Raw genomic sequence first — 11,807 nt, 5'->3', positions numbered from 1 at the left:
GGGGATCGATGACGCCTGCCGCCACGCCCTCGACGCCGAGGCTACAGATCGCCTGCGACGATGTTCGCGATATTGCGTTCCGCCAGAGCTGTAATGGTGACGAATGGATTGACGCTGGTATTGCCCGGGATCAGCGAACCGTCGATGACGTAGAGCCCGGTGTAGCCGGGGAGCCGACCGTAGTTGTCGGTCGCCTCGTTCAGCACGCAACCGCCGAGCGGGTGATAGGTGAAGTCGTCGCCCCAGGTCTTGTAGACGCCGAAGAGGTCGGTCCGGTAGATCGTCCCCTCCTTCTTGTTGATCTTGTCGAAGATGCGCTTGGCGGCATCGATGGCGTACTGGTTCTGCGCGGTCTGCCAGCTCAGATCGACCTTGCCGGTACCGGAGTCGAAGGTGAACTGCCCGCGATTGGGGTTCTTGGTGATCGCCAGGTACAGGCTGACGTAGGTCTCCAGCCCCGCAGGGAAGGGCGCGACCTCGGCGAAGGCCGGGCCACCCGCATCGGCCCAGTTGTCGATACCCAGGCACGGCATGCTGGATTGCAGTACGCCGGTGCCGTCCCACATGTGATTGGCGCGGCCCACCATCACATTGCCGTTGTTGCCCCACTTCTTGCCGACGGCATCGGGCAGGTCCGGCAGTTTGCCCTGCGCCTTCATGGCCACCAGCAGCTTCGAGGTGCCGATACTGCCCGCCGCGAAGAACACCTTCTGCGCCACAACGGCTTTGGTCGCCACCGTGGCACCGCTGGTGTCGATCTCGTTCATCTCCACCCGATAGCCGCCCTCCGCGGGCGATACGGCGGTGACGATATGCATGGGCGTGATACGCACCTTGCCGGTCCCGGTGGCCGCGGCCAGATAGGTCTTGTCCAGCGACCGCTTGCCGTGGTTGTTGCCGTAGATGACCTCACCAGCCAGTGCCGACCGGGTGACCTGCTTGGCCTGTTCCTTCTTCATGTACTCGAAGTCGTAGACATTCGGCACGAAGGTCCAGCCGAGGCCGGAGCGTTCCGCGTGTTTGCGCCCCACGCGGGCGAACTGGTAGCACTCCGCACTCTCGAACCAGGTCTGGTCGATATTGTTCACGCCGAGACCGGCATTGGCGCGCGGGTAGTAGATGTCGTACATCTCATCGGCGTTCACCGAGGGCAAGATGGCCGCGAAGTTCTCCCGCTTGGGCGTCACCGCCATACCGCCGTTGACCAACGAGCCACCGCCGACGCCCCGGCCCTGGTAGACGCGAATCCCGCTGAAGCGCTCGGAATCCAAGACGCCCGTGTACCTTTCGATGTCTTTGTTGTAGCTGCTGCCCGCGAAGTAGCCGACCGGCTGATCGGTGCGGTCGCGCAGCCAGTAGGACCGCCCATCGGGTTTCAGCACGGGACAGAAGATCTTGCCGTCGGAGCCGGGCGTCGTCCACGACCTGCCCATCTCCACCACGGTCACCTCCACACCCGCCTGCGCGAGCCGCAGTGCGGCGACCGATCCCCCGTATCCGCTGCCGATGACGAGCGCGGGAACCTTCTCCCCATCCGCCAGCGGTGCCGCGGTTGCCCGCGCCATCGACCTCCCCACCAGCGCGCCAGCAAAGGTGAAACCTGTTGCAGCTAGAAATCCGCGCCTGCTCACCCCCCAGGACCGATTACCAACAGGCATTTCATGAGTGCGAACAGGCAACGCAGGCTCCTCATCGAGATTTTGATTGGAACCTGTTATAGCGATGTGAAACGCGACCGCGCGGAACTTTCCGGACAAGCCGGAAAATTTTCGATCTCCCTGGGCGATCCGCCGCCGGACCGTTCGGCCCTACGACGCTACCGGCGATGTCGCGTAGTCATTGCGGGACAGCGGCACACGAGATTTCGGCGACATCGTGCAGACGCTGCCGAGACGCGCCGAGGCGGCTCAGCTGGATCAGCCCCTGGGACACCAGCACGATGTGAGCGCTGAGCGTCGCTAGTTCGTTCTCGTCCAGGACTTTTCGCGGAATATCGGCGCCGAGCCGTTCGGCGACGTGGGTCTCCATCCGCGCGGTCGTCCGGTCGCCGATGGCGACGACCTCGGGGACCCGATGCCCCAGCTGGGCGACGCTGTTGATCATCAGGCACCCGCGCCGGTTCGGGTACGCGAGACAGTCGGCGATCACCGCGTCGAAGAACGCGCGCACCACCGTGCGCGGCGGGCCGGGAGCGGCGTGCAGCGCGGCGTGCACATACTCGGCTCGCCGCTCGCAGTATCGGCGGAAAGCCGTGAGAAACAGGCCCATCTTGCTGCCGTAGGCGGCGTAGATACTGCCGTTGCCGACACCCGAGACGCTGGACACGCCCTCCACCGAAGTGCTGTCGAACCCGTCGGTCCAGAACAGTTCGATGGCGACGTCGAGCAGCGCCGACTCGTCGAACTGCCGTGGACGCCCCATTCGTCCACGCTAGCAACGCCATCACTAGACCGCGCGCGAGGCCCGAGCGAGCATGAAACGCGGCACACGCGGGCCGCCTCGTTTGATTATGGAGTCGCGCCTCCACAATAATCGGCGGATGAATTCCAGAGCGGTCACCTCGTCGCGGCGGCGGATCGGGATCTTGGTCTTCGACGGCGTGAAGATGCTCGATTTCGCGGGTCCGGCCGAGGTGTTCGTCGAGGCGAATCAGTCGCTGCCCGCCTACGACGTGGTGCTGGTCTCGGCCGACGGCAACGACGTGCAGACCTCGATCGGCGCGCGCGTCGCCGTGGCGCACGCGGCGGCGGACGCGGGCCGCTTCGACACCGTCGTCATCCCCGGCAGCGAGCTGCCCGCCGCCGAGTTCGTGACGCCGGAGGTGCTGCGGGCCACCCGCCATCTCGCCGAGCACACCCGCAGGCTCGCGTCGATCTGCAGCGGGGCCGCCATCCTCGCCCACCTCGGCCTGCTGGATGGACGCCGCGCCACCACGCACTGGAAATTCGTCAAGGATCTCGGCCGCCAGTTTCCCGCGGTCGACGTGGACCCCGACGCGATCTTCGTGCGCGACGGGCACATCTACAGCTCCGCGGGCGTCGCCGCGGGCATCGATCTCGCGCTCGCGCTCGTCGAGGAGGACCACGGCGCCGCGGTGGCGCGCCGGGTCGCCCAGTCGTTGCTGGTGTACATGCAGCGGGCCGGCGGCCAGTCGCAATTCTCGGCGGCGCTCAGCGGACCGGTTCCGCGCAGCCCGCTCGTCCGCGCGGTCGCCAACCTGATCTGCGCCGATCCGGCCCAGCCGTACACGGTGCGAACGCTCGCCGCACACGCCGGGGTGAGCCCGCGACACCTGACCCGGCTGTTCAGGGCGGAACTGGAAAGCACACCCGCGGAGTACGTCGCCTTCGTCCGATTCGCTTACGCCAGAGACAAACTCGACGCGGGCTACAGCGTGACCGAGGCCGCGATGGCCGCCGGATACGGCAGCGGCGAGGCGATGCGCCGCGCCTTCATCGCGCGCCTGGGCGTCTCGCCGCGCAAGTACCAGCAGCGCTTCCGCTCGACGGCGTACGCGACCGGCGGCTGATCCCGGTCGCGGATTTGCTGTCCGGTGTCTCAAATCGTGCGGATACTTGGCCCGATGGGTGGGGCGCGCGGACGCCCGGTTCACGAAAACTGGAGGCTCCCCTCAACAACGACGCCGAAAAGGTAGGAACCATGGCAGGGAACCCCCTCGGTCTATCGCTGGAGCCGGCCGCCCAGGAGTTCGTCGACGCGACCTCCGAACCGCCGTTCCTGTACCAGCTGCCCCCGGAAGAGGGCCGCAAAGCGGTCGACGGCGTCCAGGACAGCCCGATCTTCAAGCCGGAGATCGACGAGGAGTGGATCACCGTCGACGGCGGCCCCACCGGCTCGGTCCCGGTGCGGATCGTGAAACCGGTCGGCGCGACCGGACCGCTCCCCGTCATCCTCTACACGCACGGCGCGGGCTGGGTCTTCGGTGACGCGCACACCCACGATCGGCTCGTGCGTGACCTCGCGGTCGGGGTGAACGCCGCCGTGGTGTTCCCCGAGTACGACCGCTCGCCGGAGGTGCGCTACCCGGTGGCGAACGAACAGTCCTACCGGGTCGCCCAGTGGATCACCACGGCGGGCGGCGCGAAGGGCCTGGATTCCTCGCGCCTCGCGGTCGCGGGCGACTCGGTCGGCGGCAATATGGCCATCGCGCTGACGCTGATGGCCAAGGAGCGCGGCGACGTCTCCTTCGTGCAGCAGGTGCTGTTCTACCCGGTGACCGACGCGAACTTCGATACCGGCTCGTACCGCGAGTTCGCCGAGGGGTACTTCCTGACCCTGGACGGAATGCGCTGGTTCTGGGATCAGTACACCACCAGCGAAGCGGATCGGGCGCAGATCACCGCGTCGCCGTTGCGCGCGAGCACCGAACAGCTGGCCGGACTGCCGCCCGCGCTGGTCATCACCGCGGAGGCCGACGTGCTGCGCGACGAGGGCGAGGCCTTCGCGGGCAAGCTGCGCCGGGCGGGCGTCCCGGTGACGCAGACCCGCTACGGCGGGATCGTCCACGACTTCGTGATGGTCAACGCCCTGCACGACACCCACGCGGCCAAGGCCGCGATCGCCCAAGCCGTCGCGACCTTGTCCGCGGCGCTGCACGGCTGAGTCGCGGCATCCGCCACGACTTCCGAATCCTTTCGATCGACAGGACGATTCACGATGTCGACTGCCTCGACCTCCATCGACGAGCAGGCCCGCGCCCAGATCGACCAGGCCAATGCGAGCGGGCGCACGCCGGTGGTGTTCATCCACGGGCTGTGGTTGCTCGCAGGCAGCTGGGACCGCTGGGCCGCGGTCTTCGCCGACGCTGGCTACGCGCCGGTGACCGCGGGCTGGCCCGACGACCCGCGGACGGTGGCGGAGGCGCGTGAACATCCCGAGGTGTTCGCGGGCAAGACCGTCGGCCAGGTCGCCGATCACTATGCATCGGTGATTCGCGCACTCGACCGCAAGCCCGCGGTGATCGGGCATTCCTTCGGCGGGTTGCTCACCCAGATCCTGGCCGGGCGCGGGCTGTCCGCGGCTTCGGTGGCCATCGACGCCGCACCGTTCCGCGGGGTCCTTGCGCTGCCGATCTCTTCGCTGCGCGCCGCCGCGCCGGTGCTGAGCAATCCGGCGAATCGGCGCCGCGCGGTGCCGTTGACCTACGAACAGTTCCGCTACAGCTTCGCCAATGCGGTGGACGAGGACGAAGCCAGGAGCCTGTTCGAGATATACGCCGTCGCCGCGCCGGGGGCGCCGCTGTTCCAGGCCGCGGCCGCGAACCTCAACCCGTGGTCGGAGACCCGGGTCGATACCGAGAATCCCGAGCGGGGACCGCTGTTGATCCTCTCGGGCGAGAAGGACAACACGGTGCCACGGGCGATCACGCATGCCGAATACGTCAAGCAGAAGCGCAATCCCGGCGTCACCGAGTTCGTCGAGCTGCCGGGGCGGGGTCACGCGTTGACGATCGATTCCGGGTGGCGCGAGGTCGCCGAGACGGCGTTGCGGTTCGTCCAGCGGTTCGTTTGATCGAGGCCCGTCGCGGTCGGGATACCCGGCCGCGGCGGGCGCGGCGGAAAGATCGCCCTCATCACCACGATGTCCGCCCGTGCCGAAAGGGCTACTACCGCAGGCGGTATCGAGCAACCGGACGGCACTCGGCAATCAGGCGACGCTCAGCGATCGCGAGGCTGTGGCGATCGGGCCCCGGTCAGCACCCGGGAAGGTAGTCCCCGAACTCGTCCAGGAAGTCCGGTACCGGGTCGACGCCCACACTGTGGTGGACGAGGCGGCCGCCGACGAACAGGCCCAGGGTGGGGAAAGCCCGCACCCGGTACCGCTCGGCCAGCTCGGGGTGCTCTTCCACGTTCACGCTGACGACGACGAGCTGATCGGAGAGCTCGTCGGCGAGCAGGCGCAGCCGCGGCGTCGACCGACGGCATGGGCCGCACCACGGCGCGGAGAACACGACCAGCACCGGCTTACCGGCACCGAGCACGGTCTCGGCGAAGGTCTCGGTCGATACGGCGCGCACACCGTTCACGGTTCTCTCCTCGACACCTCGCTCAGTTACCGGGTTACCGGTCGGCGTCGCGCCAAACACCCCTGGGCCGACCTCCCCTTCAGCCACTTCGAAATCTACCGCCCGTACCACCGCGACAAGGTCCTCGCCGACCAGACCGACTTCTTGCGCCAGGTTCTTCCCGGAGTGTGACACGGGTGTTCCGTACGGTGTAAGAATCGCATAGTGTGGCGGCGGATACAGTCCGTCGAAAGGAAGCGCACGTGTCGGTCGCCGCCGCGGTCAAGAAGCAGGTCCAGGAACTCGGCGGGGGATTCATGTTCTCCCGGGAGACCAAGGAATTCGGGCACAGCACCGGAGTCGACGGGTTCTTCGGTCCGTACACCCGCGGCAGGGGCGGCGTGCTCGGCGACGTGGACGCCGACGTCGTCACCGCGGCCTTCGGCTTCTTCCCCGCCCATTCCATCCGCAAGGCCTGGGAGTCGGTCCCCATGCCCGCCGCCAAGGCCGCCGACGGCTACCTGGCCGCTTGTCAGGACTTCGGCCGCCGCAAACTCGGCGATTTCGAGCAGGCCGATCGTCTCGCGCAATTGCTGGAAGTCGTTGTCGCCGCGGCCGATCCGGCCGGTCTGCCACTGTTCGCCGGCTGGCGCGCCCTGCCGCTGGCCACCGACGCGCCCGCGCGAGTCACGCAACTCACGCACATCCTGCGCGAACTCCGCGGCGGACTGCACCTGCTCGCGATCCGCGCCAGCGGCATCACCCCGCTGCAAGCTGTCCTGATCTCGGGCTCCCCGTTCAACGACGGCCCCGGCCAGGCCCGCTGGTACGGCTGGCCCGAACCCTTCGAAGACCTCACCCCCACGGTGCACGACCGCTGGCAACGCGCCGAAGCCCTGACCGACACCCTCATCGCCCCCGCCTTCGCCGTCCTCGACGGCGCCGCGAGCACGGAACTCACCACCCTGCTCACCGCCGCCCACGCGAAGGTTTTCGCCCGCTAGGACCGGTCGCACGTATCAACCGAGCGAGCCGCGATCCACCCGACCGATCCGGAGACCCGCCTGCGGCCGAAAACCAGTACACCCCACTGGCTTCCGACCGCAGGCGACCCGCTCCGGGACGCACGAGCGTCCCGTCTCGTCGACCTCGAGACAACCTGGTCGATCCGAGAGTTCCTGCGTCACAGGTGTTTCGAGGGGAACGGGTTGTCGCGACCTTCGCGAGGGTCCTCCGCAACGAGGGAGCTCGCGCCCGGACACGGCGGATCAGTGACGCGGCGAATCAGTGTAGAGCGCCGACGACGGTGACGGTGCCTGCGAGGATCGCGACAGCGGTGATACCGACAGTGAGCACCCACAGGTCGCGCTCATCGGGCATCTCGGCACCGGATTCCAGGGCTTGCCGCACCTGCAACCACCGGCGCAAACCGGCGATCGGCGCGACGACCGCCAGCAGGATCATCATGGTACCCAGCAGGGTCCGTGCCCACCCGGTGCTGAATTCGGGGACCAGATGCACCATGGCGATCCCACCGGCGAGTAGACCGAGCGAGGTGCGAATCCAGGCCAGAAAGGTCCGCTCGCTGGCGAGCGTGAAGCGCTCATCCGGTCGCGAATTGTGTTCGGCGAGAGGCGTATCTGCCACGATCACATCCTCACAGTAGGTCTGAGCCGCCGTCGGGTCCATGGCCGTTCGAATCGTGATCTTCCAGGTGGGTGGCCGAGTAGCGTTCGCGTAGTACGGACTTCTTGAACTTGCCGGTGGCCGTGCGCGGGATGACATCGACGAACTCGAAGCGTTCCGGCAGCTGCCATCGCGCGAAGTCGGTGGCCAGATGCTCACGTAGTTCTTCGGGATCGGTCCGCGCCCCGTCCTTCAGCGTCAGAACCGCCAGGGGACGCTCACCCCACCGCTCGTCGGGTACCGCCACCACCGCGGCCTCGGCCACCGCCGGATGCGCCATGAGGTGGTTCTCCAGATCGACCGAGGAGATCCACTCCCCACCGGACTTGACGAGGTCCTTGGCCCGGTCGCAGATGCGCAGGCAGCCGCGGTGGTCGATGCGGACGATGTCGCCGGTGCGGAACCATCCGTCCGGCGTGAAGCTGTCGGGGGCTTGTCCGTTGTGATAGGCCGCCGCCACCCAGGGACCACGCACCTCGAGCTCGCCCATCGCCGTGTCGTCCCACGCGACCAGCTCGCCGTCGTCATCACGGGCGCGGATATCCATGAACGGCACAGCGATCCCCTGACGTGCCCGGAACGCGTACCGCTCATCCGATTCCCCGGCGTCGAGATCCTCGGGCAGGCGGCCGACGCTGCCCAGTGGCGCCGTCTCGGTCATGCCCCACGCCTGGATCACCGTGAGGCCATGCCGGTCGTACCCTTCCAGGAGGCTGCGCGGCACCGCGGCGCCGCCGACGATCAGCCGGTCGAGGCGACCGAGGTCCCATCGCCGCGGCTCGGCGTCGAGAGCGGCCAGCATTCCCATCCACACCGTCGGGACGCCTGCGGTCACCGTAACCCGTTCGCCGGCAAGCAGATCGAGCACGCTGCCCGGATCGAGGCGCGGCCCGGGCAGCACCAGCCGGGCCCCGATCAGCGCCGCCGCATAGGGCAGACCCCATGCGTTGGCGTGGAACATCGGCACCACCGGCAGCAGCGTGTCGCGGGCCGACACGCCCAGTTGGTCGGGCAACGCCGCCGCCATCGAATGCAGCACCAGAGCGCGATGCGAATAGATCACCCCCTTCGGCCTGCCCGTGGTGCCCGAGGTGTAACACAGTGCGGCGGCGCGTCGTTCATCGAGCACCGGCCACGCCACCGGCGCCCCCCTGCCGATCAAGTCCTCGTAGTCCGCCATCCCGTCGGGCACCGCCCCGCCGTGCGTGACGACGATGACGTGCTCGAAGGGGTGCGTATCGCCGAAGCCTGCGAAGACCTCGAGCAGAGACTCGTCGACCACGATGACCCGGTCCTGCGCGTCGGCCGCGATGAACGCGAGCCCGTCCGGGTGCAGTCTCGGGTTCAGTGTGTGCACCACCGCCCCCATCGCCGGGACCGCGAAGTACAGCTCGAGGTGCTCGGCCTGGTTCCACAGCAGGGTGGCCACTCGATCTCCGTCGCCGACGCCCAGCCCGGCCAGCGCGGACGCCAACCGCCGCGCCCGCCTCGCGCAGGCACCGAGGGTGGTCCGGGCGATGCTGCCGTCGGGCCGTCGCGAGATCACCTCCCTCCCGCCGTGGAACCGCTCGGCGCGCTCGACCACATGGGTCAGCGTGAGTGGGTAATCGTCCATGGTCAGAGCATCGATCTGCTGGGTCTGCACGGAGGGCTCCTCGTTGCGTGGGAAGGCTGCGGACCGGCGGGCCACTGCCACGTCACGCTAGGAGAGCCGGATCACATTCTCTCGGCGCTCCGCGCCAACATTCGAAGCACGGATTGTCGTCACGTCACAATTCCGTGGGCCGGGAATGCGTCAGGCCGGGCAGGGTGGGCAGCAGCGCCAGCGCGACCCGCAGCTCCAGCGTCTGGGAGCCGATGCTCCGACCGAGGAGCGCTTCGGCCTGACGAACCCGATAGGTGACCGTGTTGGGATGGACGGTGAGCCGTTCGGCGGCGCGGATGCGACTGGAGTTCTCGTCGAGATACACCGCCAATGTCATCGCCAACCGATAGGTGGTCTCGTCGTCGGCAGCCAGGGGCCCCAGTACACGGGTGACGAATGCGAGCGCGTGATCGCGGTCCGCGGTGCCGAGCGCGGCGACAGCGATGTCGCGGTATCGCGTCAGTGCCTCCCCGCGAGACAGAACCATCGAGGCGACTCGGCGCGCGTGGGCCGCCTCGAAATGGGTGCGACGAAATCCGTCCAGCGCCCGGCCCGGCTCGCCGATGGCGATAGTGACCCCGGGCGTCACGGTGCGCCGACCTCGGCGCGGACGGACAGCGTCGAGGTCAGTGGCGGTGAAGGCGCTGCGACGGCTGGCCCAGGCCGCCACGGCGAGCGACCCCAACGGCTGACTGAGGGTGCTCTCGGCCGACAAGGTGCGGGCCAGTTCGGCGATGGACTCGTTGAGCACGTCGAGGGCGTCGCCGCTGTCCGGGGCGCGGTCGACCCAGGCAATAGCCCCGATGTGATGCCGATTCACCTCGTACCGCAACCGCCTCGACGCTCGCTGCCCGTCGCGCTCCCGGCCGGCGAGGACCTCTTCGATGGCCGCGGCGCGGGCCGCTGTGGCACTGCGCACCCACGCCTCGCGCTCCACCTCGTACGCCTGCTCGGCCCGCACCATCGCCCCATCCGCGAAGGCGAAGATCCATCCCGTGACCAGTTCGGCCGCAACAGCCTGCTCTGCCGAATCCCGCGCGGTGGCGGTGATCCGGCCGAACGCCCACTGCCACACCCGTTCCTGAGCCAGCCGATAGAACCGCATCAGATCCGCGAGCGCGACGTGGTGACGCGCCCCGGACCTGGCAATCTCCAGAGTCGACGGCGGCAGCTCCACTCCGCGCGGATCCGCGCCGAGCTCCATGATCTGCGCGAGCTGTCGCAGGCTCGCCTCGGTGCTGACGAGATTCTCCGTGACGGTCTGCGGATCCGAGAACAGCTCGGGCAGTTCCTCCTGCATCCTGGCGACTGCGCTTTCGGCCAGGTCCGCGGCTGACGATCGCATCTCGGCCGCAATCGGCCGCAACACCTCCCGCCACACCCGCTGTGCTGATGGCTCCCGAGCCGGCGGCCACTCGATCTTCATGCCGGGAAAACCTACTCACCTTTGTCGTGCGGTCACAACGAGTCGCGCACACGTTGGCGCGCGCTCACGAGCGCTCCCCCGCACACCCACCCTAACTTGTGACCATGATCACGGTACCTTCGCGAACCAAAGCCCCGGACCTGTCCGGCCGGGTCGTGGCCATCACCGGAGCCGGCAGCGGAATCGGGCGTGAGCTCGCCATACTGTGCGCCGCCCGCGGCGCGTACCTCTCGCTGTGCGACATCAACGAGGCCGGGCTTGTCGACACCGCCGACGCGGTGCGATCCGCCGGCAGTGAGGTCTTCACCAGCCGGGTGGACATTGCCGACGCCGAGCAGATGGCCACGTTCGCCGAAGCCACCGACGACCATTTCGGTGGCGTGGACATGGTGGTCAACAACGCCGGGGTCGGTCTCGTCGGCGGGTTCCTCGACACCAGCCTCGAGGACTGGGAGTGGCTGGTCTCGATCAACGTGATGGGCGTCGTGCACGGCTGCCACGCATTCGTGCCGTCGATGGTCGACCGCGGCCGCGGTGGCCACATCGTCAACCTCTCGTCGGCGGCGGGCTTGCTCGCCAACCCCCAGCTCTCTGCCTACAGCGCAACCAAATTCGCTGTCCTCGGCCTGTCCGAGGCGCTGCGCATGGAACTCGCGCCGCACGGAATCGGGGTTACCGCGATCTGTCCCGGTGTCATCGACACGGCGATCACCCAGACCAGCCCGATCCGGGGTGGAGACGCCGATGAGCGGCGCAAGAACATGGCCGCGGTCTACCGGAAGCGCGGCTACACCGCCGAGCGCGTCGCTCGCAACATCCTGCGCGCCGTCGACCGCAACCGCGCTGTCGCCCCGGTCGCCGCGGAGGCCCACATCATGTACGCGCTGTCCCGTGCCACCCCGCCGGTGGCCCGATGGGTCGCGGCGAAGCTCGCCGCCGTCGCCGAGTGAGCGCGCAGTGAGACCGATCTCCTCTCCGCCCCTGCGTGTTTCGGTATCCGATCGGCTCGAACGTCTGCCGGTATG

11 protein-coding genes are annotated in these 11,807 nt (G+C 68.2%); 5 read left to right on the top strand and 6 right to left on the bottom strand.

Annotation, left to right across the window (positions count from 1 at the left end):
* Nucleotides 1-41: 41 nt before the first annotated feature.
* Together AC3ERS_RS20405 and AC3ERS_RS20400 are read right to left on the bottom strand one after the other, a co-directional pair.
* The gene (locus AC3ERS_RS20405) at nt 42-1,565 is read right to left on the bottom strand and encodes a GMC oxidoreductase (protein ID WP_431969634.1); all 1,524 of its coding nucleotides are present in this window, start codon (nt 1,563-1,565) and stop codon (nt 42-44) included.
* 271 nt (nt 1,566-1,836) lie between these two features.
* A complete protein-coding gene (locus AC3ERS_RS20400) occupies nt 1,837-2,421 on the bottom strand; it encodes a TetR/AcrR family transcriptional regulator (protein ID WP_431969633.1) in 585 nt (194 codons plus the stop codon).
* A 118-nt stretch (nt 2,422-2,539) separates the two neighbouring features.
* Here AC3ERS_RS20400 and AC3ERS_RS20395 point away from each other — a divergent pair, with 118 nt between their 5' ends.
* The 3 genes from AC3ERS_RS20395 to AC3ERS_RS20385 all read left to right on the top strand — a co-directional run bounded on the left by AC3ERS_RS20395 (nt 2,540) and on the right by AC3ERS_RS20385 (nt 5,532).
* Nucleotides 2,540-3,529, top strand: coding sequence for a GlxA family transcriptional regulator (locus AC3ERS_RS20395; protein ID WP_431969632.1), 990 nt, complete (start codon nt 2,540-2,542; stop codon nt 3,527-3,529).
* A 131-nt stretch (nt 3,530-3,660) separates the two neighbouring features.
* Nucleotides 3,661-4,623 carry an alpha/beta hydrolase gene (locus tag AC3ERS_RS20390; protein WP_431969631.1) on the top strand — a complete coding sequence of 321 codons (963 nt, stop codon included), beginning with the start codon at nt 3,661-3,663 and terminating at the stop codon, nt 4,621-4,623.
* Between the two features lie 54 nt (nt 4,624-4,677).
* Nucleotides 4,678-5,532 carry an alpha/beta hydrolase gene (locus tag AC3ERS_RS20385; protein ID WP_431969630.1) on the top strand — a complete coding sequence of 285 codons (855 nt, stop codon included), beginning with the start codon at nt 4,678-4,680 and terminating at the stop codon, nt 5,530-5,532.
* Between the two features lie 181 nt (nt 5,533-5,713).
* Here AC3ERS_RS20385 and AC3ERS_RS20380 read toward each other — a convergent pair whose 3' ends face one another.
* Nucleotides 5,714-6,046 carry a thioredoxin family protein gene (locus AC3ERS_RS20380; protein ID WP_431969629.1) on the bottom strand — a complete coding sequence of 111 codons (333 nt, stop codon included), beginning with the start codon at nt 6,044-6,046 and terminating at the stop codon, nt 5,714-5,716.
* Between the two features lie 242 nt (nt 6,047-6,288).
* Between AC3ERS_RS20380 and AC3ERS_RS20375 the strand changes: the two genes are divergently transcribed.
* Nucleotides 6,289-7,029 carry an SCO6745 family protein gene (locus AC3ERS_RS20375; RefSeq protein ID WP_431969628.1) on the top strand — a complete coding sequence of 247 codons (741 nt, stop codon included), beginning with the start codon at nt 6,289-6,291 and terminating at the stop codon, nt 7,027-7,029.
* Between the two features lie 280 nt (nt 7,030-7,309).
* On the opposite strand, the gene AC3ERS_RS20370 is transcribed toward AC3ERS_RS20375, so the two are convergent.
* The 3 genes from AC3ERS_RS20370 to AC3ERS_RS20360 form a co-directional block, all read right to left on the bottom strand.
* Nucleotides 7,310-7,714, bottom strand: a complete 405-nt coding sequence (locus AC3ERS_RS20370) for a YidH family protein (protein ID WP_431969627.1) — start codon at nt 7,712-7,714, stop codon at nt 7,310-7,312.
* Nucleotides 7,683-9,326, bottom strand: coding sequence for a long-chain fatty acid--CoA ligase (locus AC3ERS_RS20365; protein ID WP_431969798.1), 1,644 nt, complete (start codon nt 9,324-9,326; stop codon nt 7,683-7,685). Before AC3ERS_RS20365 ends, AC3ERS_RS20370 begins: the two co-directional genes overlap by 32 nt.
* Nucleotides 9,327-9,480: 154 nt before the next feature.
* Nucleotides 9,481-10,701, bottom strand: coding sequence for a PucR family transcriptional regulator (locus AC3ERS_RS20360; protein ID WP_431969626.1), 1,221 nt, complete (start codon nt 10,699-10,701; stop codon nt 9,481-9,483).
* A 185-nt stretch (nt 10,702-10,886) separates the two neighbouring features.
* Here AC3ERS_RS20360 and AC3ERS_RS20355 point away from each other — a divergent pair, with 185 nt between their 5' ends.
* Nucleotides 10,887-11,732 carry an SDR family NAD(P)-dependent oxidoreductase gene (locus AC3ERS_RS20355; RefSeq protein WP_431969625.1) on the top strand — a complete coding sequence of 282 codons (846 nt, stop codon included), beginning with the start codon at nt 10,887-10,889 and terminating at the stop codon, nt 11,730-11,732.
* Nucleotides 11,733-11,807: the final 75 nt, after the last annotated feature.

It is taken from the genome of Nocardia sp. bgisy134 (assembly GCF_057708325.1).
The sequence above is the reverse complement of the archived record's forward strand: the minus strand, read 5'-3'. Positions and strand labels throughout refer to the sequence as shown.

Excerpts from the sequence above, each read along its gene's own strand:
- AC3ERS_RS20360 (WP_431969626.1), bottom strand. The coding sequence starts at position 10,701 with ATGCGATCGTCAGCCGCGGACCTGGCCGAAAGCGCAGTCGCCAGGATG.
- AC3ERS_RS20355 (WP_431969625.1), top strand. The coding sequence starts at position 10,887 with ATGATCACGGTACCTTCGCGAACCAAAGCCCCGGACCTGTCCGGCCGG.
- AC3ERS_RS20405 (WP_431969634.1), bottom strand. The coding sequence starts at position 1,565 with ATGGCGCGGGCAACCGCGGCACCGCTGGCGGATGGGGAGAAGGTTCCC.
- AC3ERS_RS20385 (WP_431969630.1), top strand. The coding sequence starts at position 4,678 with ATGTCGACTGCCTCGACCTCCATCGACGAGCAGGCCCGCGCCCAGATC.
- AC3ERS_RS20395 (WP_431969632.1), top strand. The coding sequence starts at position 2,540 with ATGAATTCCAGAGCGGTCACCTCGTCGCGGCGGCGGATCGGGATCTTG.
- AC3ERS_RS20390 (WP_431969631.1), top strand. The coding sequence starts at position 3,661 with ATGGCAGGGAACCCCCTCGGTCTATCGCTGGAGCCGGCCGCCCAGGAG.
- AC3ERS_RS20400 (WP_431969633.1), bottom strand. The coding sequence starts at position 2,421 with ATGGGGCGTCCACGGCAGTTCGACGAGTCGGCGCTGCTCGACGTCGCC.
- AC3ERS_RS20370 (WP_431969627.1), bottom strand. The coding sequence starts at position 7,714 with ATGGACCCGACGGCGGCTCAGACCTACTGTGAGGATGTGATCGTGGCA.
- AC3ERS_RS20365 (WP_431969798.1), bottom strand. The coding sequence starts at position 9,326 with ATGGACGATTACCCACTCACGCTGACCCATGTGGTCGAGCGCGCCGAG.